Annotated in this window: 28 protein-coding genes, 4 tRNA genes and 1 pseudogene; 11 read left to right on the forward strand and 22 right to left on the reverse strand. The window is 34.9% G+C overall.

The window, feature by feature from the left end; translation table 11 throughout:
• Positions 1-604 precede the first annotated feature (604 nt).
• The 9 genes from DMC01_RS00005 to rpmJ form a co-directional block, all read right to left on the reverse strand.
• Positions 605-979, reverse strand: coding sequence for a hypothetical protein (locus tag DMC01_RS00005; protein WP_142692268.1), 375 nt, complete (start codon positions 977-979; stop codon positions 605-607).
• A 332-nt stretch (positions 980-1,311) separates the two neighbouring features.
• Complete coding sequence (locus DMC01_RS12895) at positions 1,312-1,473, reverse strand: hypothetical protein (RefSeq protein WP_185908511.1); 162 nt, start codon at positions 1,471-1,473, stop codon at positions 1,312-1,314.
• A gap of 102 nt (positions 1,474-1,575) precedes the next feature.
• Positions 1,576-1,713, reverse strand: coding sequence for a hypothetical protein (locus DMC01_RS12900; RefSeq protein ID WP_185908513.1), 138 nt, complete (start codon positions 1,711-1,713; stop codon positions 1,576-1,578).
• 227 nt (positions 1,714-1,940) lie between these two features.
• Positions 1,941-2,294, reverse strand: a complete 354-nt coding sequence (gene rplQ / locus DMC01_RS00010; protein ID WP_142692269.1) for a 50S ribosomal protein L17 — start codon at positions 2,292-2,294, stop codon at positions 1,941-1,943.
• Positions 2,291-3,310: a DNA-directed RNA polymerase subunit alpha gene (locus DMC01_RS00015; RefSeq protein ID WP_142692270.1), complete on the reverse strand. Its 1,020-nt coding sequence runs from the start codon at positions 3,308-3,310 to the stop codon at positions 2,291-2,293. The genes rplQ and DMC01_RS00015 overlap by 4 nt, the downstream gene beginning before the upstream one ends.
• Before the next feature lie 11 nt (positions 3,311-3,321).
• Positions 3,322-3,948 (reverse strand): 30S ribosomal protein S4, encoded by a 627-nt coding sequence (rpsD, locus tag DMC01_RS00020; protein ID WP_142692271.1) that lies wholly within the window; start codon positions 3,946-3,948, stop codon positions 3,322-3,324.
• A gap of 13 nt (positions 3,949-3,961) precedes the next feature.
• A complete protein-coding gene (gene rpsK, locus DMC01_RS00025) occupies positions 3,962-4,354 on the reverse strand; it encodes a 30S ribosomal protein S11 (protein WP_142692272.1) in 393 nt (130 codons plus the stop codon).
• Positions 4,355-4,357: 3 nt separating this feature from the next.
• On the reverse strand, positions 4,358-4,729 hold the full coding sequence (rpsM, locus tag DMC01_RS00030) for a 30S ribosomal protein S13 (protein ID WP_142692273.1): 372 nt from the start codon (positions 4,727-4,729) through the stop codon (positions 4,358-4,360).
• 3 nt (positions 4,730-4,732) lie between these two features.
• Positions 4,733-4,846 (reverse strand): 50S ribosomal protein L36, encoded by a 114-nt coding sequence (rpmJ, locus tag DMC01_RS00035; RefSeq protein WP_142692274.1) that lies wholly within the window; start codon positions 4,844-4,846, stop codon positions 4,733-4,735.
• Positions 4,847-5,116: 270 nt separating this feature from the next.
• Between rpmJ and DMC01_RS00040 the strand changes: the two genes are divergently transcribed.
• The gene (locus tag DMC01_RS00040; RefSeq protein WP_142692275.1) at positions 5,117-5,332 is read left to right on the forward strand and encodes a hypothetical protein; all 216 of its coding nucleotides are present in this window, start codon (positions 5,117-5,119) and stop codon (positions 5,330-5,332) included.
• A gap of 220 nt (positions 5,333-5,552) precedes the next feature.
• Here the strand turns inward: DMC01_RS00040 and infA are convergent, their stop codons facing one another.
• From infA to DMC01_RS00065, 5 genes are all read right to left on the reverse strand, one after another.
• Entirely contained in the window at positions 5,553-5,771 is a 219-nt protein-coding gene (infA, locus tag DMC01_RS00045) for a translation initiation factor IF-1 (protein ID WP_142692276.1), read from the reverse strand.
• Between the two features lie 124 nt (positions 5,772-5,895).
• Positions 5,896-5,983: transfer RNA gene (locus DMC01_RS00050), tRNA-Ser, on the reverse strand.
• Positions 5,984-6,053: 70 nt separating this feature from the next.
• Positions 6,054-6,127, reverse strand: a tRNA-Cys gene (locus DMC01_RS00055).
• 164 nt (positions 6,128-6,291) lie between these two features.
• A tRNA-Leu gene (locus DMC01_RS00060) sits at positions 6,292-6,379 on the reverse strand.
• A 3-nt stretch (positions 6,380-6,382) separates the two neighbouring features.
• Positions 6,383-6,457: transfer RNA gene (locus DMC01_RS00065), tRNA-Gly, on the reverse strand.
• A 521-nt stretch (positions 6,458-6,978) separates the two neighbouring features.
• Here DMC01_RS00065 and DMC01_RS12905 point away from each other — a divergent pair.
• Positions 6,979-7,125 carry a hypothetical protein gene (locus tag DMC01_RS12905; protein ID WP_221887113.1) on the forward strand — a complete coding sequence of 49 codons (147 nt, stop codon included), beginning with the start codon at positions 6,979-6,981 and terminating at the stop codon, positions 7,123-7,125.
• Positions 7,126-7,278: 153 nt separating this feature from the next.
• Positions 7,279-7,404, forward strand: a complete 126-nt coding sequence (locus DMC01_RS15635) for a hypothetical protein (RefSeq protein ID WP_282432199.1) — start codon at positions 7,279-7,281, stop codon at positions 7,402-7,404.
• A gap of 252 nt (positions 7,405-7,656) precedes the next feature.
• Here the strand turns inward: DMC01_RS15635 and DMC01_RS00070 are convergent, their stop codons facing one another.
• Together DMC01_RS00070 and DMC01_RS00075 are read right to left on the reverse strand one after the other, a co-directional pair.
• A complete protein-coding gene (locus DMC01_RS00070) occupies positions 7,657-8,274 on the reverse strand; it encodes a flagellar basal body-associated FliL family protein (RefSeq protein WP_142692277.1) in 618 nt (205 codons plus the stop codon).
• A 9-nt stretch (positions 8,275-8,283) separates the two neighbouring features.
• Complete coding sequence (locus DMC01_RS00075) at positions 8,284-9,591, reverse strand: ATP-dependent DNA helicase (RefSeq protein ID WP_142692345.1); 1,308 nt, start codon at positions 9,589-9,591, stop codon at positions 8,284-8,286.
• Positions 9,592-9,725: 134 nt separating this feature from the next.
• Here DMC01_RS00075 and DMC01_RS00080 point away from each other — a divergent pair, with 134 nt between their 5' ends.
• The 4 genes and pseudogenes from DMC01_RS00080 to DMC01_RS00085 all read left to right on the forward strand — a co-directional run bounded on the left by DMC01_RS00080 (position 9,726) and on the right by DMC01_RS00085 (position 12,603).
• Positions 9,726-10,232: a hypothetical protein gene (locus DMC01_RS00080; protein WP_142692278.1), complete on the forward strand. Its 507-nt coding sequence runs from the start codon at positions 9,726-9,728 to the stop codon at positions 10,230-10,232.
• 712 nt (positions 10,233-10,944) lie between these two features.
• Positions 10,945-11,097, forward strand: coding sequence for a hypothetical protein (locus DMC01_RS12910; protein ID WP_185908517.1), 153 nt, complete (start codon positions 10,945-10,947; stop codon positions 11,095-11,097).
• Positions 11,075-11,182 (forward strand): annotated as a pseudogene (locus DMC01_RS14595) (IS1595 family transposase); the annotation flags it as partial. The gene DMC01_RS12910 and the pseudogene DMC01_RS14595, both read left to right, overlap by 23 nt.
• Before the next feature lie 86 nt (positions 11,183-11,268).
• Positions 11,269-12,603, forward strand: a complete 1,335-nt coding sequence (locus DMC01_RS00085; RefSeq protein WP_142692279.1) for an SH3 domain-containing C40 family peptidase — start codon at positions 11,269-11,271, stop codon at positions 12,601-12,603.
• A 966-nt stretch (positions 12,604-13,569) separates the two neighbouring features.
• Here DMC01_RS00085 and DMC01_RS00090 read toward each other — a convergent pair.
• The 3 genes from DMC01_RS00090 to DMC01_RS00100 all read right to left on the reverse strand — a co-directional run bounded on the left by DMC01_RS00090 (position 13,570) and on the right by DMC01_RS00100 (position 15,757).
• Positions 13,570-14,127 (reverse strand): HepT-like ribonuclease domain-containing protein, encoded by a 558-nt coding sequence (locus DMC01_RS00090; RefSeq protein ID WP_142692280.1) that lies wholly within the window; start codon positions 14,125-14,127, stop codon positions 13,570-13,572.
• Entirely contained in the window at positions 14,120-14,443 is a 324-nt protein-coding gene (locus DMC01_RS00095; protein WP_142692281.1) for a nucleotidyltransferase family protein, read from the reverse strand. Before DMC01_RS00095 ends, DMC01_RS00090 begins: the two co-directional genes overlap by 8 nt.
• A gap of 444 nt (positions 14,444-14,887) precedes the next feature.
• Complete coding sequence (locus DMC01_RS00100) at positions 14,888-15,757, reverse strand: aminotransferase class IV (RefSeq protein ID WP_142692282.1); 870 nt, start codon at positions 15,755-15,757, stop codon at positions 14,888-14,890.
• Positions 15,758-15,918: 161 nt separating this feature from the next.
• Between DMC01_RS00100 and DMC01_RS12915 the strand changes: the two genes are divergently transcribed.
• From DMC01_RS12915 to DMC01_RS00115, 4 genes are all read left to right on the forward strand, one after another.
• Complete coding sequence (locus DMC01_RS12915; RefSeq protein ID WP_185908519.1) at positions 15,919-16,065, forward strand: hypothetical protein; 147 nt, start codon at positions 15,919-15,921, stop codon at positions 16,063-16,065.
• A gap of 140 nt (positions 16,066-16,205) precedes the next feature.
• Positions 16,206-16,886 (forward strand): hypothetical protein, encoded by a 681-nt coding sequence (locus DMC01_RS00105; RefSeq protein WP_142692283.1) that lies wholly within the window; start codon positions 16,206-16,208, stop codon positions 16,884-16,886.
• Positions 16,887-16,895: 9 nt separating this feature from the next.
• Positions 16,896-18,695 carry a hypothetical protein gene (locus tag DMC01_RS00110; protein WP_142692284.1) on the forward strand — a complete coding sequence of 600 codons (1,800 nt, stop codon included), beginning with the start codon at positions 16,896-16,898 and terminating at the stop codon, positions 18,693-18,695.
• 790 nt (positions 18,696-19,485) lie between these two features.
• Positions 19,486-19,977, forward strand: a complete 492-nt coding sequence (locus DMC01_RS00115) for a hypothetical protein (RefSeq protein WP_142692285.1) — start codon at positions 19,486-19,488, stop codon at positions 19,975-19,977.
• Here DMC01_RS00115 and DMC01_RS00120 read toward each other — a convergent pair.
• The 3 genes from DMC01_RS00120 to DMC01_RS00130 form a co-directional block, all read right to left on the reverse strand.
• Entirely contained in the window at positions 19,965-20,792 is an 828-nt protein-coding gene (locus DMC01_RS00120) for a hypothetical protein (RefSeq protein WP_142692286.1), read from the reverse strand. The genes DMC01_RS00115 and DMC01_RS00120 overlap by 13 nt on opposite strands.
• A gap of 4 nt (positions 20,793-20,796) precedes the next feature.
• On the reverse strand, positions 20,797-21,738 hold the full coding sequence (gene rsmH / locus DMC01_RS00125; RefSeq protein WP_282432201.1) for a 16S rRNA (cytosine(1402)-N(4))-methyltransferase RsmH: 942 nt from the start codon (positions 21,736-21,738) through the stop codon (positions 20,797-20,799).
• 429 nt (positions 21,739-22,167) lie between these two features.
• Positions 22,168-23,049 (reverse strand): aspartate carbamoyltransferase catalytic subunit, encoded by an 882-nt coding sequence (locus tag DMC01_RS00130; RefSeq protein WP_142692287.1) that lies wholly within the window; start codon positions 23,047-23,049, stop codon positions 22,168-22,170.
• Positions 23,050-23,167 lie beyond the last annotated feature (118 nt).

A 23,167-nucleotide genomic window follows, 5' to 3' on the forward strand; every position in this document is an offset into this window, starting at 1 on the left:
TTCGCTCCGAAATGTAGGGCAAAAATATATACTTGTTTAACATCGATTTTACCAACCTTTCAGCCGTAATTATATCAGCTAAAAGTATCAATCGCCAAAGAAATTGTGAATTTCTAGGGCTTTGCTAAATTTAGACTTGCCAAACTAAAAAAGAAAATTTTGTTCTTCATTTAAAAGAAATAGATTTTAGATATAAGGCGAAAATTTTAGGACAAAATTCTCATCAAAATTTATTAAGGTTGCTAAGAGAAAATTCTGTTAAAGTATATTGAGCCAATATAAAATTGCAAGGCTAAAAGCCACAGTTCCTTGTTTTAACTAAACCTCATTTGACAAAAAGGTTTCTCTTTTAGATCTTTATTTTGTCAGTTGCGCAAGATTTAATACTACAAAGAAGAACACTGTTTTCAAAAATCATATTTTTATAAAAAAATTCTTGTAGTTTTAATAGAAATTTAGATATTTTTCTAAGTTTCACTAACATTCATCTTTATCATCTTACAAGCCTAGTTTTTTAGACAACAAAATTTATTTAGAAAATCCATTTTATCCTAAGCTTACAAACCGCATTCTTGCCATATTAAAACAAGGTTAGCATTTTTAACTATAAATTCTCAGCCAAAAGTTCTTTTAAAATCAACCCATCAACCCTAAATTTATAAGCTTTTTTAAGGTTTTTTAAGGAGCTTGTGATGAGTAAGATCTTGCTATCAAAGAGATAAAACTCAGCCATCTTACTTGCCCTTTTGGCTAATTTTTCATTTTCTATTAAGATAAATTCAGCTCTGACAGCATTTGCAAGTAAGATCTCATCCTCATTTTTCGCCAAAATACCAAATTTCACATCTGCTTGTAAAGCCATTTGAATTAGCTCCTGGCTAAATTCAAAACAGTTTATGCCCTCTTGAAATTTAGCCTTTTGATCCTTTATAAGATAAAAATTTGGGCATTTTATAAGCTTGTGTCCGTAAATTAGCACTGCATATCCTTTCTTTTGTGAATTTTTATAAAAATAAAACTCAATCAAGGGTGTGAATGTATTTAAAATATTAAACAAGATAACAACTCAATTAAATTTAATAGAAGTTTATTTTATCAACTTTAATAAATTTTGATAAACACTTATCCTACATTTTTATATTATATATAAATTGGCTCAAGATATTTTAATAGAATTTTACCTTATCAATTTTAGTAAAACTTAACATAGATCTTGTCCTAAATTTTTTATCTTAATTAAGTTTTTTTTAAGTGAAGGATAAAATTTTCTTTTTTAGCTATTAAATTTAGCTAAAAAAATTTTGCAAAGCCTCAAAAATTCACAATTTCATTTATGTGGATTTGTCCCTTTGCAAACTCGTTTTTAGAGTGTTTTACAAGCTCTTGTACTTTTATTCCTTCTTGCAAAATTACAAGACGCGTAGCATTAAGTAAAAACACAGACATTTTCTTACTAGCTCCATCTGCACGCATTCTGCGCACTCTTTTTGCCTCTTTTGCTTACAGTTACAAGCAAAGCGAAGTAAAAAAGAACTATCACCCTATTCAATCTCAGCACTCATTTTAGAAAGCTTCTCATATTCTTTGGCTATAAAAATGCAAATTTGCTTTTACATGCAACTTTGATGACGAAAAAGTTAGAGGATTTTTCGCCTCTAAATAAAGGCTTCTTGCAAAGGGAGGGGACGAAAGGCTAAGTAAAAAATACTTCAAAAATGCCCTTACATTTGGCGAAGTTAATAAACTGTTCTTTGTTTTTAATAGAACTTAAAAGCCCTTTGATTTAAGTTTAATTGAGTCAAAGTAAAAATTTTAACTAAGTTATGAATTTCAAACATAAACCTAAATTATATGCGAAAAATTCAAGGTTTGTCCTTGCAAAGCATTACAAATGCTAGAATAATAATTAAAATTCACGCAATGCGTGAATTTTAATTATTTTATGCGACAAACTCCACAAAAGCCATCTCAGCAGCGTCTCCACGGCGAAGGCGGGTTTTTATTATTCTAGTGTAGCCTCCGTTTCTTTCCTTAAAATTCACAGCGATTTCACTCACTAATTTATTTGTAGCCCTTTTATCTTGCAAGCTAGCAAACACAGCCCTATGAGCGTTCGCGTCCCCTACCCTTGCCCTTGTGATGAGCCTTTCAATGTAGCTACGAAGTTCCTTTGCCTTTGGCAGAGTGGTTTCAATCTTGCCTGAATTTATGATGGCAATGCTGAGATTTTTAAGCAAAGCCGTCCTGTGAGAGCTTGTGCGTCCTAGTTTGCGGTATCCGTGTTTGTGTCTCATTGTTTGCCTCCATTTTGTGCCTTAAGCTCGGCTATTTTCTTGCTTAAAAGTTCTTTATTATCACTAAGTTTTGAGGTACCAACTGGTAAGCCTATGCTTTCCATAACGCTTTTAATTTCCTCTAAGGATTTTTTGCCAAGGTTTTTGAGAGATGAAAGCTCGGTAACGCTCATCAAGGCAAGCTCACCTATATAAGAAATATCAGCCTTTTCAAGGCAATTAAAGCTTCTTGCACTTAAATTTAAATCCGTAATATTTTGCAAAAGCTTCATATTTTCTATTTCATTGTTTGTACTTTGATTTTTAATGATAGCACCAGCGTTTGTGATCTTATTAAATACAGAAAGTTGCTTATACATAGCCTCCAAAGCGTTTTCAAAAGCCTTTTCGGGAGTGATTTGCCCATCTGTGCTAACTGTGAAAACAACCTTTTCATAGTCAGGATTATCCTCAAAAAGCACCTTTTCTATGTCATAAACGGCTTCTCTAACAGGGGTAAAAAAGGCATCAAGAGTAATGTAGCTTATGTCTGGGATGAGATTTCTTATCTCTTCACTTGGCACATAGCCTATGCCCTTTTCTATGATGAGCGTGAATTCAAGCTCAATGTCCTCATTTATGGTAGCTAGGTAGCTCTCGCCATTTACGACCTCGACTATGTCGCCGTTTAAATCAGAGCCGTGAATTTCCTTGGGACCCTTGAATTTAAAGCTTATCATCTCTTTGTCCGCGTCATTTTTAAGCTTGAAACGAAGTTTTTTAAGATTGATGATAAAAAGCGTAACATCTTCTAACATTCCCCGCAAGCTGTCAAACTCGTGGCTAACGCCCTCTATGTGCAGTGCTGTGGGTGCAAAGCCCACAGTGCTAGCAAAAAGCAAGCGGCGAAGTGGGTGTGCCAAAGTAATGCCATAGCCTATCTCAAAGGGCCAAGCCGAGATTTTAGCCGTGGTTTCGTTTATGTTGTCAATGCTAAATTGAGTAGGCGTGTTCGCTGATGTAGTGATGGTTCTCATATTTAAGCCTTTTATTTAGAGTAAAGCTCGACTATGAAGCGTTCCTCAACAGGGATAATCACTTCTTCTCGCTCTGGTGTCCTTGTAAAGATGCCAAATCTCTTGTCCTTTTCGACATCTACCCAAGCCACAATGCCTGTTTGTGCTGTTAAATCAATGGCGCGTGAAATTTGTGGGTTGTTTTTGCTCTTTTCTCTCACCTCAATTTTTGCCCCTGCCTCCACACGAAAGCTAGGTATATCAACCCTCTTGCCATTTACCAAAATGTGTCCGTGCGTAACAAGCTGCCTTGCAAAACGGCGAGTTGTCGCAAAGCCCATTCTATACACCACATTATCAAGCCTTTGTTCTAAAAGCTGAACTAGCAAAACGCCCGTGTTGCCCTCACGGCGTGCAGCTTCTGCAAAAAGGCGGCGAAACTGCTTTTCGCTAAGCCCATACATAAATTTAGCCTTTTGCTTTTCTTTGAGCTGTAAGCCGTATTCGCTGATTTTACCGCGTCTTGCACCGTGCTGACCGGGTGCGTAAGGACGTTTATCAAGCGCACTTTTACCAGCAAGCCTCCTTTCGCCCTTTAAGGCAAGGCTTACTCCAAACCTTCTTTCTAATTTCTCAACAGGTCCTCTATATCTTGACATTTTCTATCCTTTCTCACACTCTGCGGCGTTTTGGAGGGCGGCAGCCATTGTGTGATAGTGGCGTAATGTCCTTTAAGAAAAGCACCTTTATGCCCTCATAAGCACCAACGCTTTTTATGGCGGTTTCTCTGCCGCTACCCGGTCCTTGCACCTTGATGCCAACCTCTTTGATGCCGTGTTCCTTTGCCTTGCTCATCGCGTCCTCTACTGCTTGCTGTGCGGCGTAGGGGGTTGATTTTTTTGAGCCCTTAAATCCCAAGCCTCCAGCACTGCTCCACGCTATCGCGTTTCCCATTTCATCGGTAACGGTAACTAGGGTGTTGTTAAAGGTTGCACTGATATAGACTATGCCACGAGCAATATTTTTCTTAACTACCTTTTTTTTTGCTACTTTTCTTGTTGCCATATCTTATCCTTTAGCTACCGAACCAACAGTTTTTCGCTTACCCTTGCGGGTTCTTGCGTTTGTTTTGGTTTTTTGACCTCGCACAGGTAAGCCCTTGCGGTGTCTTAAACCCCTATAACTTCCTAAATCCATAAGAGCCTTAATGTCCATAGCCACTTGCTTTCGCAAATCGCCCTCCACCATATAATGCTCTTGAATTTCCTTGCGAATCGCCGCAGCCTCGTCCTCGCTTAGCTCGCTCACTCTTTTATCGTAGGAAATGCCTGTTTTATCAAGGATTTTCCTAGCACTAAACAGCCCTATACCATAGATATAGGTTAATCCATACTCCACCCGCTTTTTCTTGGGTAAATCCACACCTGCTATACGAGCCATTGCCTAACCCTGCCTTTGCTTGTGTTTTGGATTTTCGCAAATTATGCGAACTACGCCCTTGCGGCGGATAACCTTGCACTTGTCGCACATCTTTTTGACCGATGGTCTCACTTTCATAAGTATCCTTTAAGGTAAATTCCACTTCCTAGCGACCCTCATTAGGCTTGTGCCAACTATTTTCAAAACAAGTGGTGAATTTTGAAAATACTTCTTTGCTAGTTTTGAGTGTCGCAAAACGCTAATTATATCCAAAAAAGTTAAATTTCAATTAATGCTTATACAAAATTTTGTGTTTTTTTGAAACAAAGTTTTGAAATTTAGAACTTGCTTTGAATTTTTTTGGCTAGTTTTTATTAAATAAACATAAATTTGTGTTACAATGCCCATATGAGTGTCGAAAGAATAAAAGCCGAATTAGACGAGTTTAAAACATATCGCAATACTGCTATGGGCATTATAATAGCAATTTCAGGCTTTATTGTAACGACTTATAAGACAGCCGAAAATTTTGTGATAATTTGTGGCGTAGGTGCGATTATACTTTTATTGATAGTTTTGGCTGGACTTAGCTTTGCAATTAGAGAGCAGATTAAAAAACTATAAAGGAGGAAGTAATGGATTTTGTGCCTTATTTTGTGCTTGGTGTTTGCGTAGCCTATGGACTTTTCGCCTTGTGGCAAGTTAAGAGTATGCAAAAGGAATCTAAAAAATAAGCATTCATTTGCAACTTTGCTTTGAAATTAAATTTTAGCTTTTGCTAAAAAGATTCATTAAAAGTTTCTCAAATTCGCTTTTTTTAAATACCTAAAAGCCTTTCAAAGCCCTATTTATAGCGAAAGGTAATGCGTCCCTTATCAAGGCTATAAGGCGTAAGTTCTACACGCACACGGTCTCCTGGCATTATGCGTATATAATGCATCCTCATCTTGCCTGCTATGTGGCACAAAATGGTGTGTTTGTTGTCAAGTTCTACTCGAAAATTCGCATTTGGCAAAGCCTCTACCACATTGCCATCTATTTCTATGACATCATCTTTTGCCAATCTTCCCCCTTAATCTCAAATTTTAATCCTTTTAGGACAGATAAATTTAACAATTTTTATGTTTTTTGTAAATTAGATCTAAGCTTTTCAAAAAAATTGACTTTATCATACATAAAATTCACAATGGCCGAGAGAGAGGGATTCGAACCCCCGGAGGCTTGCACCTCAACGGTTTTCAAGACCGCCGCTTTCGACCACTCAGCCATCTCTCGTCAAGTTTTAATAAGGCTCTTTTAATGAAAAAGCCATTATATCACAAATTCAAGCATTTTGTTTGAATTTTGGAGGCGACACCCGGATTTGAACCGGGGATCAGAGCTTTGCAGGCTCGTGCCTTACCACTTGGCTATGCCGCCATACAGAACACAGACTACGGATTACAGAATGCGGATTGCAAAAATTCAGGGTTTGCATTGCCACACACCGCGTTTAAAACGCATAAATTCAAGACTTTGCCCTAAATGCCTTTAAAAACGCTACCAAAATTCCGTGTTTTGTTGTCCGTTTTCCATTATCTGTATGGTGCCCGAAATCGGACTTGAACCGATACGGAAGTAATTTCCGAGGGATTTTAAGTCCCTTGTGTCTACCAATTCCACCACCCGGGCACTTGGAGCGGGAAACGAGATTCGAACTCGCGACCCCAACCTTGGCAAGGTTGTGCTCTACCCCTGAGCTATTCCCGCACAAAATAAAGGCAAATTTTATCATTTTAAGCTTAAAAATGTTTTAAAGTATAGGGCTAATTATTTGATAAACTAAGCCTGTATGCCTTAAATTCAAATACTAACTTATCATTTAATATGTATTTTGATACAAAAAATTTGCAAAAATTAAAAAACGCGGAGTAAAATATAAAAACAAGCTTAAATTTTAAAGTTAAGCCAAGATAAAATTACTTAGGCTCAATATATTTTGAGTTTTTTAACTTTGCTTTTAAAAACAATACTTCAAGCCTATTTTATAAATTAAAATAGGCGATTGATACTTTTAGCTGATATAATTACGGCCCAAAGCTTGGTAAAATCGATCTTGGTATATATTTTTGCCCTACATTTTTGAGCGAAAATTTTAGCAATTTTAGAGTGCTTTTGTGCTGATATTTGCGTAAGCAAAATCGCTGTTTTGTGTAAGGTTTCTCGCCTTTGCGTGAATGCAACAGTGCGGCAAAATTTTGATAGCCAAAGGGTACGAAAAAATCTCTAAAATGAGTGGTAAGCTTGAAGTTGATGAGAGTTATTTCGGAGCAAAAAGAGTGCGTGGTAAGCGTGGGCGTGGGACTGGTCGCAAAAGTTTTTACTTCGTTAAGCCTCTTGTAGCTGTAAGCAAAAGGCTTGCTAAAACGCTAGGCTAACATTTATACATAGGTAGTAAAATGCTGCTTGGCAAAAGAGCTATTGTCTATTATAAAGAACTTTTCAAAGCTTAAAGAAAGTGAAATTTACAGAGATAAACTAAAATTCTATTATGGCTTGGTGGATTTTTTACTTCGCTAGGCTTGTGTCTTTTGCAAGAAGGAGCAAAGGCACATTATATGGTAAAACACTCTAAAAACGAGTTCGTAAATGGACTAAGCCACATAAACGAAATTGTGAATTTTTTTGCTTCGTGTTACGCACTTGCAAGTGCGTAGTATAAGGAGCTAGGCGAAGTTTAGAACTGTCAAATTTAATGGCTAAAAAAAATTTTATCCCTCACTTAAAAGAAACGCAATTAAGACAAAAAATTATGACACAACTCTCATCAAAATTTATTAAAGTTGATAAGGGCAAATCCTATCTAAGTTTAATTGAGCCAAACAAAAACAATAATATTTATTTGATAAATACCTAGCTTGCATCAAGCTTTAATGCAAGAACTACGCACTTTTTTAAAAAATGTCAAACTAAAATTCAGGGCTTGTCAAATTTGCATCTTTTAGCTGTATAGGCTGGGGGGGTATATTTGTAGGCAAGTTTTGCAAGATATTTAGATCTAGATCATCAACCGTTTTATCCTCCTCATTTAAAAGGCTATTTATGTTTGGAAGTGGTGGTATTTTAGGGATATTAATGCTTAGGTTTTGTTCTTTATTTTCTTCTTTTTTCTCTTCTAGCTTGGTTAATTTTGTTTCTTTGTTAATGTTACCGTCATCTTGTAAGAAGCTTTTAAGCTCCTCTATATCAAATTTTTCTATGCCCCTTAAAGAAAGTATGTAAATTGAGCTAATTTTAAGCTTATATTTTTTGTTTATGAAGCGAGTTAGGGTATCTTTGAAACGCAATTTTCCAAGCTCTGTAAAAAGATCCTCATAAAAAAAGCCAGATACTACTATGTTTGTAGAATCTAAAATTTTAGCTTCGTTTTTGAGCAAATCATCGCCCTCAAGCTCCAAGGAAAGCTCGATTTTTTTGAGCGAATTTTTACCCTCCTTGCTGTAAAGTTCTGTTCTTAATTTGTCTATTTTTAAGCTTTGACTAAAACAAAAGCTCATCAAAAGTCCAATAATTAGCCATTTTTTCATAACTACCCCTCATTCTAAGCTTAAAAATTCACCATTTGAGTAAAACTCAAGCACGGATTTATCAAATTTCAAAGCATTTGCAAAATACGCTCTAAAATCTCTTTTGGTGCAAAGAATTTTTAAATTCTTTGGCTCAATAGCCCTTGATAATGCTACATAAAGTTGTCCGTTTTCAAAGATATTATCTATATCACACACCAGCCTTGCTATGCTCATACCCTGAGACTTGTGGATGGTTATGGCATAGGCAAGTTTGATGGGAAATTGCGAAAATGTCGCTAGGACCTCGCCATCCTCACTAAAATTTTCAAGCTTAAACTCATAAGGAGCGATATTGACAAGGGTATCATTGTCCTTTAAGATCTGTATGTAGGTATCTCCATCCTCTTCAAAGATGGATGAAACCTCGCCTTGTTCGCCGTTATAATAACCAGCATCGTAGTTATTAACGCAAAAAATCACCCTTGCACCAATCTTCAAACGAAGCTCATCAAGCACATTTAGGCCTTTGATCCACTTTTGAAGCGTTAACTCATTTAAATTTGGATCTATCTTCTCGCAAAGCCCCTTAAAGACCTGAGCCTTGCCCTCGATTTTGGCTAGTTTTTGCTCGTTTATGGTATCTGCTTTTTTATTAATCCCACAAAGCAAGGTAAAATCATCATCAAGCTCACTTAACTCCTTTGAGCTTATAAGCATTTTTTCAAAATAAGCTAAGAGCTCCTCGCTTAAAACGCCCCTTCTCATAGCAAAAAGATGATCATAAAATTCCTTGTTGCTTGTTCTTTTTGAGATCTTTAAAAGCACATTTTTGAATTTAAAATCCACCCAGGACAAGGATGAAAAGGCATAAGTGCCTTTAAAGAGTGAATTTGCAAGCTTTTGCTCCTCTTTTAAAATAGGGGGCAATTGAAAAAAATCCCCCACCACAAGCACCTTGCCATCAAATTCACTGTTTTTCAAGCGAAAGGAAATGAGATCAAAAAGCTCAGCACTTACCATAGAAATTTCATCAATGATTAGCAAATCAAGCTTTTTTAGCACCTTGCTAAGCTTTTTAAGCTTGTCTTTTTGCTTTCTATCAAAGAGCATAAGCTCGTTTAAATTCGCACAAATTCCAAAGGCAAAGAAGCTATGAAGCGTTACTCCTCCTACATTAAAAGCAGAAATCGCAGTAGAGCCAAGAGCTACCACAGTTTTGCCCTCTTTTTTGTAGGCAAGCTTTAACTTATTTGTAAGATAAGACTTGCCAACTCCTGCTCCTCCGCTTAAAAAGACATTATTTGTTTGTAAAATTTCTCTTAGATAACTAAGTATTTTCATAAGCTTTAAGTCCAAAATTTCGCACAGATAAAATAAAATTATAACAAAGTTTTTTTAGCTTTTTTGTATATTATAAGTTTTTTATAGGATAATTTATAGTAAAATTAAAGCTTTTAAGGTAGTTAAATATGCGCATAATTTTCATCTTGCTTTTATCCTTCTTGCTTTTAAATGCCAATGAATTAAAATGGCACGAACTTGATAATAATCAAAAAAGAACAGCAAAAATCATTTATAGAATGGTTGAGGATAAGGATGAAAGGCTAGCCCTCATAGCCATAGCCTTTCAAGAAAGCAAGCTTGGTAAATTTCCTATAAATATACAAGATCCAAGTTGTGGTGCCTTTCACATCCTCTTGCCTACCTATCTTAATACAAAAAACATCATAGATAGTTCTTATAATAGAAATGTCCATTGTAGTGAGCTTATAAACGATACTGTTTTAAGCACCAAAACAGCCCTAGAAATCTTACACTTTTGGAAAAGCTATCATAGAGGAAATTTAGAAAATGCCATCAAAAGCTACAATACAGGCTTTAATTTCAATAGCCCTCAAGCAAATGCCTATCTTAAAAATGTCAAAAATAACATACAAATCATCTTAGAGCTAGTTCAAAATGGGACTTTAAGATAAAAGTTTTGATTTTTCTTAACCTTGTGCTTAAATTTAGTCCTTTGCTTTTAGCTTAAAACGATTTAGTATTTGTTTTGATAAAAGGCTTGATCTTTGAATTTATTTTTAGGGTTTTATGGATGTTATTAGGGATTCTTTTATAAAAAATGTTGGTTTATCGTATAAATTTGTGATTTAAGCCAAAAAATTCATTTTATAAAGAAACTTCGTTTTGATAGGATTAAAGTGTGCTAAGATAGATAAATATCAATGTTTTTTTAAAAGAGCCTTAAAATAAAGGCTTTCAAAAGCCAAAATCCCATTTAAGCCACAATTCATAGTAAATTAAAAACAAATCAAGCCTTACAAGCGTCCATTTTAAATTCACACAGTTTCACTTGCCTGAATTTAAGGCGATTGATGCTTTTAGCTCATATAATTTAGTTCTAAAATCTTGGTAAAATCGATCTTAGTATATATTTTTCCATACATTTGAAAGCGAAAATTTTAGCAACTCTTAGAGTGCTTTTGTGCTGATCTTTGCGTAAGCAAAATCGCACTTTTTGTAAGATTTATCGCCCTTGTGTAAATAAAATAGTGTAGCAAAGTTTTAATAGCCAAATAATGCGAAAAATCAGCAAAACGAAGTTTCTTTAGAAAATGAGTGGTGAGGTTGATGAGAGTTATTTTTTACAACGCTAGGCTCGCAACTGCGTAGTAGAAGGTGCAAAATGTGTTCGTGGCAAGCGTGGGCGTGGCAAGAAAACGTCTATGTTTTTACTTCGTTACGCCTCTTGTAACTGCAAACAGAGGGGGCTTTACAAAGGCTAGCTTAGGTCAGTTTCACGGCAAGGGAATTTTTATACCTTCATTTGAAGGAGAGTGAATTTAGATATAACGCCAAAGTTAAGAATGAAAATTTGTATAAAATTTCGTTAAAATGGCTTAGGAAAAATCCTAGATCATTTTAGCTAAAATTATCAATCGCCAAATTTAAATCTTTAAAAGGCAACATTAAGCTACTTTGGCTATAATCTTTGCTTTAAAAGGCTTTGTTGTGAAGAAATATTTATTTTTATTTTTCCTCTTTTTTTTATTCTCTTGCGTTAGCACAAAGGATGTGAAAGAACCTGAGTTTTCTAAGGAATTTTCAAAGTTTAATATGCCCTTAAAATATAAGCAAGATATAAGGATCCTAGCTGATTTTAAGCCAAGCATCGTAGAAACAAGTGCTAAAAGCTACAAGCAGTATTTTTTCTACGCTTGGAATGCCAAAATAGGCAAGATCAAGGCAAAGGATGTCTTTTGGTCCTTTAATGGATACCTAAGCAAGGAGTATTATTTTTTCAACAAGCAGCCTATACCAAGAAGCTTTTTTGAAGAAGCCATAGAAAATGCCAACTCAAAGGACTTTTTAAGGCTCAAACAAAAGGCTTTAATCACCAAAACAACATACTTAAAAAACCTACCAACAAATACCCCCATACTCCTTAATCCCCACAAACAAGGCGAGGGACTGCCCTTTGATTACGCACTTGATAGTGTTTTAAATGTAGGAACCCCTGTGCTTATTTCTCATTTTAGCAAGGATAGGCATTATGCCTTTGTGAGAGCTGAATCTGGCTGGGGCTTTGTTTTAAGCGCCGATCTAGAAAAATTCACAGATCAAAGGGCAAAAAGCTATCAAAATCTCAATTTCATCACTCCTTTAAAGGAAAAAACCCCTGTTTATGATCTAAATGGAAATTTCGCCTTTGAGACTAGAATAGGTGCTATTTATCCTTATTATGATCTTAGTGGGGGCTTTTATTTTGGAAAAATAGGTAGCATTAAATACAAGATCCCTCAAAATCAAGTAGAAAAATTCCCCTTGAAATTTAGCAACGAGGCTTTTAAGAGACAGATGTCTCAGCTTATAAATTTGCCTTATGGCTGGGGGGGGTATGATTATCAAAGAGATTGCTCACTTTTAACAAGGGATCTCTTTGCACCCTTTGGCTTGTATCTACCAAGGAATTCCTACGCTCAAAGTGTCTTTTGGCAAAGATTTGATATAAAGGATCTAAGCGATGAGGAAAAGCTAAGCTTTATAAAAAACTATGCCAAACCCTACGAGACGCTTTTATATCTTAAAGGGCATATAATGCTTTATGTTGGCACTGTGGGGGGCGAAAATGTAGCCTTTCATAGCATTTGGGGCATTAGAAGCGAGGATGATGGAAGACTACTTATAGCTAAAAGTGCTCTAACAAGCCTAGACATAGGCAAAAACGACAAGAGGGTAAAAAAAGAGGATCTAATCCTAACAAGACTAGAAGCAATTAGCATTCTAAACATAAACCCCAAAGAAAAACAAAGCATACAAGAGGCTTTAAGCACAAAAAGCTTTTAAGGATTGTAGCGACAATGATGGCAGTAAATTTGCATTTTTGCTAAATTTTAAGATGTATAGATGCTTTTAGCTAAGATTACATAGAATTTTAACTCAAGACAACTTAAGCGGATTTTCTATTATCAACTTTAATAAATTTTGATGAGAATTTTGTCTCAAAATTTTCGCCTTAATTCTGTTTCTTTTAAATGAAGTGTAAGACTATCTTTATGCCACAAACTTTAACTAAACAAATTTTCGCAAACTTCTATTACGCAGCTGCAAGAGAAAAACATTCACAATCTTGTTGATCTAATTTTATGCCTTGACAAATTCAAATTTGACGCGTTTTGCTCTATGAAGTGCATTTACTATTTCTTTTAAAATTACAAGCTAAATAAAAAAAGATCTCAAAATTTTACTTACATTTGGAGAAATTAAAGAAGGAATCATATGCTTGTTTTTAATCTAAGTCTTTATATTTTCAAATGATCTTATGTTAAATTCAAGTGTTTTTAGCCTTAGTAAATTTTAAACTAAAATTCAACAAATTTAGCTCTTTGTTGGATTTTTTATAAAAATTTCTTTCATAAAAAACTGCGAAAATTTGTCTTAATATAACAAAGCATAGCTTTTAATGTTTTTAGTCTCAAAAATGTCCTCACAAGAAGACAAGATTATACAAAAGCTTAAAATTTTTAGTCTAACAATGAGATAAAAGATGCACAAAATGCATTTTGCAAAAAGCACTGTTTTAGACAAAGTGTGGTCATTCTCAGCTAAGTAAAGAATTATAAGTGCTTTAGCAAGAAAATGCCGCAGATTAAAATTGCAAAAATTCACGCAAAACTATGAATTTTACGCTTTTTTGCCACAAAAGGCTAAGAATACTTTTTTAAAAAGCCTCATACAAAAAATGAAAAATTGCTTATGAGCCTTTGTTTTAAATTCAAAAGCTTTCAAAGGCTTATATAGTGATGAAATCACTTATTTTAAGACTTCTTTTTGGATGGTTTTAATGATTTTAAGGCTTTTTTCATCAATTTCTTCGCCCTTGCTTTTTAACTCATCGTAAATTTTAAGTATAAGTTTTTCTTGTTTTATTTTGGCGTCCTCATAGAATGAGTTTTTGTTTTTTTCGTAATATTTAAGTTCTTTTTTTAATGCGTCTTGTGAATTTTTGGTTTTGTTTTGGCTTAAAATAGCCTTTATTTGAGCTTTTATGTTTGATAAATCTTTATGTATTACTCGTTCTACAACCTCAAAAATAAGGCTATCATAATCGTGTGAAGCAATGTTTCGGCTTTTTTTGATATTGTCAATGCTTTCTGCTGAAATTTGCTCCAAAATCGCATTTTCATTTCGCTTTCGTAGTTTTTCAAACTGCTCACTAACAATGGATAAGTGCATCATAATGGCAGGTTGGGTTTCAAGTGTATTTTTTAAAGCTTTCATTACACCACCACTTTTTTGGCATAGCTTTTCTATGTTTTCTATTCTCTCTACTGCTCTTTCTAAACACTGTAAAGCTCTTTCATTAGGCATAAATTGCCCCTTTTAAAAATTCAGCCCTTTTATCCTCTTTTATGCCTGTTATATCACACAAATCAACTTCTTTATCAAAGCGTTTGGCTATATCTTGTCTTAAATCATCTAAAAAACCATAGTATTTTAATCCCTCATATTTTTCGTAGAATTTGTGAGTGCTTTTCACAAAAATATCTATATCACTATATATAGTCGCTTCCTCTTTGGCAAATGAGCCAAAAAGCCCTATTTCAGTAATACCCTCCTTTAAAAGTTTTGGCTTTAGCTCTTTAAGGTAAAGCAGTATTGGCTCTTTTATTGATTTAGGGTTCATTTTATTTCCTTTCTCTATGGCTATTTTAACATATCTTTGAATTTTTTGCCACCCTTGCAAAAAAGTGGCAAATTAAGCCTTAAAGCTTCATTCATTGCTTAAATTTTACCGTGCCACACATCTAAGGCTTAAAACTCCATATCCTTAAAAATATTTCATTGACATTTTTTGGCAAGTATTTGCATAAAGCTTAATCTTTCAATAAGGTTCTAGCATTACACAAACTATCCACACAGTAAGCTTAAATTCACAAAATATAACTTTTTTAGCTTCTTCTTAAAAATCAAATTACAAGCAAAGATTTTTTCAAAAATCCCAAAACACCTTTTGGCACAAAACAAGACCTTGCAAAACATTTTTATGCATAAAACATTTGCCCATTAATATAACAAAGAAATTTTTTACAAGCTAGCACAAAAGAAAATTCACGCAAACAGCAAATCACTAAGCCTTCAAAGAAGCCTCTTCTTTCATCTTTTGCAAGTATCTTTGCCTTAAAAGAGTGGTAAATTTGCCTACTTTGCCATCTGCTATCATCTTGCCATCAGCCTTTATGACGCCTAAAATAGGCAAACTAGCAGCACTTATAAAGACCTCATCAGCCTCATAAACCTCGCTCATAGTAAAGGCTCTTTCGCTGAGATCAAGTCCGCATTCTTGTGCGAATTTTAAGATATTTAAGCGGCGAATTCCACATAAGATCTCATTAGAAAAGGGCTTTGTGATGAGGCTTTTGTTTTTTATGATAAAAGCTGAGGAGCTTATAGCCTCTGTAACCTTGCCATTTTCCACCATAAAGCCCTCATATGCTCCTGCCTTTAACGCAACTTGCTTGGCATAGCACTGTGCTAGCAAAGATATACTCTTTATATCCCTTCTTTTCCAGCGAAGATCAGGCACACTCACCACAGCTATGCCAGTTTTTGCAAACTCATTATCCTCTATCTTTGCCCTATAAGCAAAGGCCATTACAGTTGGCTTAATGCCTTTAACAAAGGCAAAGTCCCTACTAGCAACCCCTCTTGTAATTTGCATATAAACCCCACCCTCTTGTAAGTCATTTTTAGCAATCAGCTCATTTAAAATCCCCTCAAATTCAACCTCTTCATAAGGCAGATCAAGCTCAATAGCCTTCAAACTTCTCTTAAATCTTTGCCAAAACTCGCTCTTATCAACCAAAACCCCACTCATCACAGGCACGACCTCATAAATACCGTCTCCAAAGATAAAGCCTCTGTCAAAAATGCTAATATTAGCGTCATTCTTTTGTAAAAACTCTCCATTTAAAAAAACCAAATCGCATTCTTTCATCATACTAGCTCCTTTTTTGAATTTACACATAAATTTAGCAATTTTTAGTTGAAATTTAGCATATTTAACAAAAATTACTATAATTTTGCCTAGTTTTTAAAAAATTGATTAAATTCACGCAAGCAACATAAACGCAAAAAATTCACGCCAAAGCGTTAAAAAAGGTGCAAAATGCAAAACATTATAATCCAAACAAAGAACAAAGACACAGAGAGCTTGAAGGGCTTATTAAAAACAAGCCACAATGCCTTGATGATAATTTGATTTTTGTTCTAAGCATAACCCCCCCCCCCACAACACACACATTTTAATAGCTTTACCACACAAACACTATTTAAAATAAGCTCATCAAAGCCAGGCTATACAAATTTTAAGTCCAAACTTATCAAACTCATAAAAAATTACTCAAAAACTACACAAAGCATTTTAAAATACCTCAAAAGGATAGCTTATGCAAATTGTTGAATTTTGGCAAGCCCTTGTCAACCAAACGGTCTCATTTCCCTTTTTTAAGCTCTTTATTGCTGGCTTAATTGTTTTTGCACTAGCATATTTTGCTATATCCAAAATCCCAAAGCTAACAAAAATCGCCCTTTGTGCCTTCTTTGGCTTAATCATTTATGCGTATTATGATTTAATACCTGGGCTTTATTATCCCATTTTGCTTGGCATTTATTTTTTTGTTATGCTAGGGGCAATGAGCCTTAGTAGCTTTCTTGCAGAGCTTCAAAATTATATACTTGATGAAAGCCTTGCATTAAAAAAGCTCATTCGCAATGTGCGAATTTTTTACGCTTTAAGCTTTGTTTTTGCTTATCTTGGTGGGATAAATTTACTCTTTTATCCACTAACTGATGGGATTTTTACCTATTTTATGCCTATGTTTGGGCTACTTATTATAGCCTTAATTGGCGATTTGTTTGATTTGGAAAAAATTTATCAAAAATTACAAGACTTTGTAAGTGCCACAAAGGAAGGGCAGTTTTTTAGCTTAGAAAAGATTTATGATGATTTGGATATTTATGGCAAACGTGCAAAATTCAAGGCTTTTGCCCAAGAAGTTATTGAAGGCTTTGAGTATCAAGGTGAGCTTGTGAGTGTCAATCTTTACGGAGATAATTTTTATTTCTAGCAAAAACATTTGCAAAAGCTCATCACAAAAACCGAGGCTATTTTTAAAGAAGACCCCAAAATGTCTTTAAAAGACGGGGCAAATGAGATAAGCAAGATTATATCTTTACCAGCTACGCATTTAGAAGATTTTATCAAGGTGGGTGGCAAGATCAGCAAATACAGCTTTGATGATGGGGCGTATTTTATCCACAATATAAATTTAGATAATTTTGCGATTTGCTCATCTTGTGGCAAGGTGGAGGATAAAAGCACCAAAAATGACATTGAGGGTGAGTGGTTTTGCTCTTCTTTATGCGAGGATACGGAAAATCGTTGTTTAGAAATTAGTGAGGATTTAAATCCTGTGATTTTAAAGAATGAAAGCTATGAGGCTTACAAAAAAAGATTGAGTAAAAAGCTCTCAAATGCGACTTCTACAACTGCGACAAACTTGGGCGTTTTTGAGGTATGGGCGAAAAATTTTGCTACCTTGCAAAATGCAGATACAGGACACGGACTTGCCACAGAAATTATGAATAACGAAAATGATATATTCTCTGGCAAAAATGCCAAAATAGTAGGTGGTGATAATGCCCTAAACGGTGCAGATAGGCTTGTAGATGGCATTGAGATACAAACTAAATATTATAAAACTGCTGCTAGAAGTGTAGGTGCTGGTTTTGATAATAAAGGCAGCGGAAATTATAGATACTATAATAAAGAGGGCAAGCCTATGCAACTTGAAGTGCCAAAAGAACAATACGAAAAAGCGCTCAAGGTTATGGAAGAAAAGATTAAGCAAGGCAAGGTGCCCGGAGTTACCAATCCAAAAGAAGCAAAAGCCCTTATTAAAAAGGGTAGTGTAACTCTGCAAGAGGCAAAAAATTACTCTAAATTTTGCACAAAAGAAAGTCTAAAATTTGATGCAAGAAACGGAGCTGTTGTCGCTGGTGTAGCCTTTGGCGTGAGCTTTGTTATCAACACAAGTCTTTGTTATTTTAGAGAAAAGGACATAAAAAAGGCCTTAAAAGAATCCCTTGTCATAGGCATAAAAACAGGTGGCAAAGCCTTTGCTATATTTATGGTAGGAGCTCAAGCTCAAAAAATCCCTGCCCTAAATAAATTTTTACAACAAGTGATAAATTTTAATTTTAATGGCAACGCAGTGGGTAGAGCCTTAGCCGAAGTAGGCAAAGGTGCATCAAGTGCAGGTAAAGGAGCGGTTAATAGTGCAGCAAACAGCGCACTTCGTGGCACTATAGTAGTAGCAGCTGCGACTATGGCGGTTACTTCTAGCATAGAGCTTGTGCAGATGATGAGAGGACAAATCTCTGGTATGCAATGCGTGAAAAATATAGCCGTCAATGCTGGTGGCATAGCAGGTGGTGCGGCTGGAGCCTTAGCGGGTGCTGCTGCACTTTCATTTATACCAGGTGTTGGGACAATAATAGGTGGTTTAGCAGGTGGTATCATCGGTGGAATGGGAGGTGGGGCTATGATAAAAAAGCTTATGGATAAGTTTATAGAAGATGATTTAGCCAAAAAACAAAGGGTATTTTTTGAGCATATGATAGAGCTAAGTGTGTTATTTAAGCTATCCAAAGAAGAAGGAAGTGAATTTGCTGAAATTGTAAATAAAACCGTGCAAGATGATGCAGACTTTTTTGGCAAAAAATTCACAGTCAAAGAAATGCTGCCTTACGCAAATAGCATCTTAAAGCCCATAGTAGTAGCCATAATCTCGCAGCGTCCAAAACTACCCCTCATTAGCTTTGAAAGAGAGGAAATCATAGATGTAGCTTATGAGGTAATAAATGAGGCTTCATAGTGACTTTTAAAAACTGAGTTTTAAAAAGCATTTAAAAGGGGGGTGAATTTGGCTGAATTTAAACAAAATTTAAAGCGAAATTTTAGTCTAAATTTAATCACTCTTTTAGGCTAAACTCAAAATAAATTCTAATTTAAATTCAAAAGCAAAAAATTGTAGCCCAAATTCAAAGCCAAAATTCAAGTTAATTTTAAGAAAATTTTAAGCAAAATTAAAGACTCGCTTAAAATGAAAAGGCTCTTTTCTAAAAAAGCATTAAATTTAGCGCTAAATCTTGTCATTTTAAGCTTTTGCTAAAAAAGCAACCCAAAGAGTTACTAGGATAAGCTTATACAAAAAAATCTTTGAATTTTTTTGAGATACTTTGCTTTACTTGTGTATTTGCAAGAAGACACATCGTAGAGTAAAACAGATCAAATTCAAGTTTGCAAAGGCAGTAAATCACATAAATGAGATAGAAAGCCTTTCTACCTCACTAAGGCTTATAACTGAGTAGTGAAAGAAGCTTTTTTTAAATTTATGCTTGCCAAAGTTCGTGGCATAAAGAAGATTTTGCTCTTCGCTTAAAAGCAATAAAATTAAGAAAAAAAATTTAGGACAAAATCTCTATCAAAGTTTATTAAAATTGATAAGCCAAGATCATATTAAGCTTAATTAAGCCTTCCATTAAAACACCTTGCACCCTTTAAAATAAGCATTTAATTTAGCTAAATTTGGGAATTTTGTCTAAAAACTAGGCTTAAGATGGGTATTTTTTGATATAATTTAGGCAAATTTTTAAGGCATTCTTATGAAGATCAAGAAAAGATTTTTAGCTCTTTTGTTTAAGATCTCTGATTATCCTGTTTTGTTTAGAGACCTTTTAGAAGCAAATGCACTTTTTAATGAAGGCATGCTTGTTGATACGGCTAAGCTTAATTATAAAATTAAAACCCTAAATGCCTACTTGCTTTACGCAGCTTTTTGTTCTCTTATCTTGCTTCCCCTACTTTTCATAACGCATTCTTCTTTTACCCTGATCGATTTTCACCTAAGCATTATCAGTGCTGTGCTAGTAACTGCTTGTGTTTTTATAGGCTTTGATATATTTAGAGCTTATGCGAGAAAGCTTATGACAAAAAGGCTTATTCAAAGGGCCTGGGTGCTTCATTTTCCACATTTTCCTTATGAAAAATACTCAAAGATCCTAGCTGAAATTTACAAGGAAGCAATCAAAAAAGAAATCCCACGCAATGCCTTAAAAAACTATGTCTTAGAGCAGATCATAACTCATTCTAAATAATCTAAGATCTGATTTTGAAATCTCATATTTTCAAGTGCCTTTTTTAACTCCTTGTTTTCCTCGCTCAAAACGCTTTCTTGACTTCTTAGAGTGGCTATTTCTCTACTTAGATAGTAGATATTATTTCTTATATAAATTTGTGGCACAAAGATCACAATGGCAAAGCCTATAAGTAAGATGGCAAATAAGAGCTGATTGAAATTAAAATTCCTCTCCTCATTCATAGCCTCGCTGTAAGTATCAAGCAAGCTTTCCTTAGCCTTTAAGCTGGTATTATCAAGAGGCTTTTGCACTTCTTTTAGCACTTGTTGTTGAGGGGTGATTGAAATGTTTAATCTTTCTTCTTTTTTTAAATTTATTTTTGTTAAAACTTCTTTTTTGGGCTCAAAGCTTCTTGTTTGCATTAAGCCTTCTTCTTTGTTGTCTTGCTTTTTTGGTAAGCTATCAAAGCCTTTTGCAAGGCTTTTTGCTTTTTCTAGCTCTCTTTCTTTGGGAGCTTTTTTTTTGAATTTTGCTATAATTTTAGAGCTTAATGATCTTCTTTCTTCTAATTTTACATTTATTAGATCTTCTTTAAGATAGATGCTTTTTTCCTTTTTAAACTCCTTAGGCTCCTTACTTGGTGCTTCAAGCTCCTCAATATGAAGTTCGTTAAATAAGGTTTTTTTGCTCCTTGTCAATCTTTCTTTTAAAAGATCATTTTTAGGCTCTTTTGGGGTATCTATGAGGACAGCTCTTCCTTCTTTGATCTGTCTTGAGTATTTAAGCATCTTTTTGCGGATATCTTCTTTTTCCCTCAAAAACTCATCATCCATCTTTTCAAACCTCATTAAAGCAAAAAAGTCTAAGTTTTGCGCTACTTGATCTAGAATTTATGATTAATTCAGCCTCACTTGGTCTAAGTGGCTTTTTTGTGAGTATTTTACCTAAATTATGATTATTTTGACAAGTACAACGCAGGGCAAACTTAGGGCAAATACAGCTTTTAGCCCATTCTTTAAAGGCATTTTTCACAAGCCTATCCTCAAGCGAGTGAAAACAAATGATGGCTAAAACACACCCACTTAGCCTAGCATTTTTTATGCTAGTTAAGAGGCTTTGCAAGGCATTAAGCTCGTCATTTACAGCTATTCTAAGAGCTTGAAATACTAAAACAGCCTTTGAAACGCTGCGTCCGCTTAGCTTGTCAAAACCAATGATACTAGCTAGATCCTTGCCACTTTGAATTTGCCCTCCTTTGCGAGTCTGACAAATTTTAAAAGCCAAATTTTTAGCCTCTTTAAGCTCACCAAAGTCCTTTAATATACCCTCAAGCTCACTTTGAGGGGCATAATTTACAAGCTCAAAGGCACTTGTTTCACTTTTAGCATTCATTCTCATATCCAAAGTGCTAGAATTCACGCTAAAGCCCCTTTTGTCGCTATCAAGCTGCCAAGAAGATACACCCAAATCAGCCAAAATTCCCTTAACTTCTCTTGTATCAATGCCTTGTAAAAGCCTTGAAAAATTACAGTGATGAAACTGCACTCTATCCTTGAATTTAGCAAGTCTTTGTCTAGCAAAGCTAAGAGCTTCTAGATCTTGATCGCAAGCTATAAGCTTGATCTTCTCATTTGCATTTAAAAGTGCCTCGCTATGTCCCCCAAAGCCCACAGTAGCATCTATGATCACACCTTCTTTTAGCCCCTTAAAAGCACTTAAAATTTCATTTAACATAATGGGGATGTGAGGGGGCTTATTTATATTTAATTTATCTTGCAAACTCTCAACCTTTTTTGAAACAAGTGCTTGAATTTAAATCATTTTAAATAGCTTGTCAAGGATTTTTTGTTTTATAAAGACTTTTTTTGAAGCCTCATTTTAGCCCTACTTAATCTTAGATAAATTTAGCTTAATTTTTAAATTTAAACCTTTTTAAAATTAGCTTAAAACGACAGTTTAACTATAAATTCACAAGTTTAAATTCAAAAACCCAAAAGGTGCAAAAATTCACAAAATATCATTTTCAACTTAAACAAATATTAAACATAGAAGCTCTTTTGAAAATTCAAGCTTAAAATTCTTTAAAATTTTTGTGTTTAGCAAAACAAGGACATTAAATTTAAAGCTTCTTGTTTTAGTATTTTTAAAAACTTGTTGATTAAATTTAAAACTAAGACTAGCTAAAATTCGCAAAACTTAGAATTCAAGCTAGTCATTTTCTAAGATTAGCTTTTTTAAGGCTGCCATTCTTATTGCCACTCCGTTTTTTACCTGTTTTAACACCAAGGATCTCTCATCGGCTAAGACCTCATCGCTAATGTCTATGTTGCGATGCACAGGTCCTGGATGCAAGATAATCACCTTTTTGTCCTTAATCCTCTCCTTTGTGATACAAAAATCACTAGCATAATCCTTCAAAGACCCATACATTTGCGTTTCATGCCTTTCTGTTTGAGTACGAAGGCTCATTATGATCTCAGCTTGTTCTATGCCCTCGTCTAAATTATAACACTTTGGCAAATTCACAGTTGGCATAAAATGAGGAGGTGCAACCAAGATCACCCTTATGCCAAAGCGAGTTAAAAGCTTTATGTTTGAAGCAGCAACCCTTGAATTTTTAATATCCCCAACTATAATAAGCGTTTTTCCCTCTATATCACCCTTAAAATGCTTACGAATGGTAAAAAGATCAAGCAAGGCTTGTGTGGGATGAGCATGTTTGCCATCCCCTCCGTTTAAAACAGGGCAATTAACATACCTAGCAAGCTTAAAGGGGACCCCACTTTTGGAATGCCTCATCACAATGGCACTTGGTCCCATAGCATCTAAATTTGCAGCTGTGTCATAAAGGGTTTCGCCCTTACTGGACGAGCTTCTAGAAACATCAAGACGCAAAACCTTAGCATCAAGCCTTTGCGCTGCTGTTTCAAAGCTTGAGAGTGTGCGGGTGGAGTTTTCAAAGAAGATCGTAGTAACGGTTTTTCCCTTCAATAAGCTTCTAGGTCTTTCATCCAAAAACTCCTCTGTGTCCTTAAAAAGCCCTAGGATCTCGGCATTGCTTAGATCCTTAGTGGTGATTAAATGTCTCATTGCCTCTTCCTTTCTTTTAATTTTAGCAAGGATTAGTGTTAAAAACTGTTAAATTTAAAAAATCTTTTATAAAAGTTCTCATTTTTTATTTATCTTATCATAAACAAGATCTTAAAGC

Source organism: Campylobacter troglodytis (genome assembly GCF_006864425.1).
GTDB lineage: Bacteria > Campylobacterota > Campylobacteria > Campylobacterales > Campylobacteraceae > Campylobacter_D > Campylobacter_D troglodytis.

What these genes read in the sequence shown, in the direction of transcription:
- DMC01_RS12895 (WP_185908511.1), bottom strand. Translation starts at nt 1,473, where the DNA reads ATGCGTGCAGATGGAGCTAGTAAGAAAATGTCTGTGTTTTTACTTAAT.
- rplQ (WP_142692269.1), bottom strand. Translation starts at nt 2,294, where the DNA reads ATGAGACACAAACACGGATACCGCAAACTAGGACGCACAAGCTCTCAC.
- DMC01_RS00015 (WP_142692270.1), bottom strand. Translation starts at nt 3,310, where the DNA reads ATGAGAACCATCACTACATCAGCGAACACGCCTACTCAATTTAGCATT.
- rpsD (WP_142692271.1), bottom strand. Translation starts at nt 3,948, where the DNA reads ATGTCAAGATATAGAGGACCTGTTGAGAAATTAGAAAGAAGGTTTGGA.
- rpsK (WP_142692272.1), bottom strand. Translation starts at nt 4,354, where the DNA reads ATGGCAACAAGAAAAGTAGCAAAAAAAAAGGTAGTTAAGAAAAATATT.
- rpsM (WP_142692273.1), bottom strand. Translation starts at nt 4,729, where the DNA reads ATGGCTCGTATAGCAGGTGTGGATTTACCCAAGAAAAAGCGGGTGGAG.
- rpmJ (WP_142692274.1), bottom strand. Translation starts at nt 4,846, where the DNA reads ATGAAAGTGAGACCATCGGTCAAAAAGATGTGCGACAAGTGCAAGGTT.
- DMC01_RS00040 (WP_142692275.1), top strand. Translation starts at nt 5,117, where the DNA reads ATGAGTGTCGAAAGAATAAAAGCCGAATTAGACGAGTTTAAAACATAT.
- DMC01_RS12905 (WP_221887113.1), top strand. Translation starts at nt 6,979, where the DNA reads ATGAGTGGTAAGCTTGAAGTTGATGAGAGTTATTTCGGAGCAAAAAGA.
- DMC01_RS00070 (WP_142692277.1), bottom strand. Translation starts at nt 8,274, where the DNA reads ATGAAAAAATGGCTAATTATTGGACTTTTGATGAGCTTTTGTTTTAGT.
- DMC01_RS00080 (WP_142692278.1), top strand. Translation starts at nt 9,726, where the DNA reads ATGCGCATAATTTTCATCTTGCTTTTATCCTTCTTGCTTTTAAATGCC.
- DMC01_RS00090 (WP_142692280.1), bottom strand. Translation starts at nt 14,127, where the DNA reads ATGCCTAATGAAAGAGCTTTACAGTGTTTAGAAAGAGCAGTAGAGAGA.
- DMC01_RS00095 (WP_142692281.1), bottom strand. Translation starts at nt 14,443, where the DNA reads ATGAACCCTAAATCAATAAAAGAGCCAATACTGCTTTACCTTAAAGAG.
- DMC01_RS00100 (WP_142692282.1), bottom strand. Translation starts at nt 15,757, where the DNA reads ATGATGAAAGAATGCGATTTGGTTTTTTTAAATGGAGAGTTTTTACAA.
- DMC01_RS00105 (WP_142692283.1), top strand. Translation starts at nt 16,206, where the DNA reads ATGCAAATTGTTGAATTTTGGCAAGCCCTTGTCAACCAAACGGTCTCA.
- DMC01_RS00115 (WP_142692285.1), top strand. Translation starts at nt 19,486, where the DNA reads ATGAAGATCAAGAAAAGATTTTTAGCTCTTTTGTTTAAGATCTCTGAT.
- DMC01_RS00120 (WP_142692286.1), bottom strand. Translation starts at nt 20,792, where the DNA reads ATGGATGATGAGTTTTTGAGGGAAAAAGAAGATATCCGCAAAAAGATG.
- DMC01_RS00130 (WP_142692287.1), bottom strand. Translation starts at nt 23,049, where the DNA reads ATGAGACATTTAATCACCACTAAGGATCTAAGCAATGCCGAGATCCTA.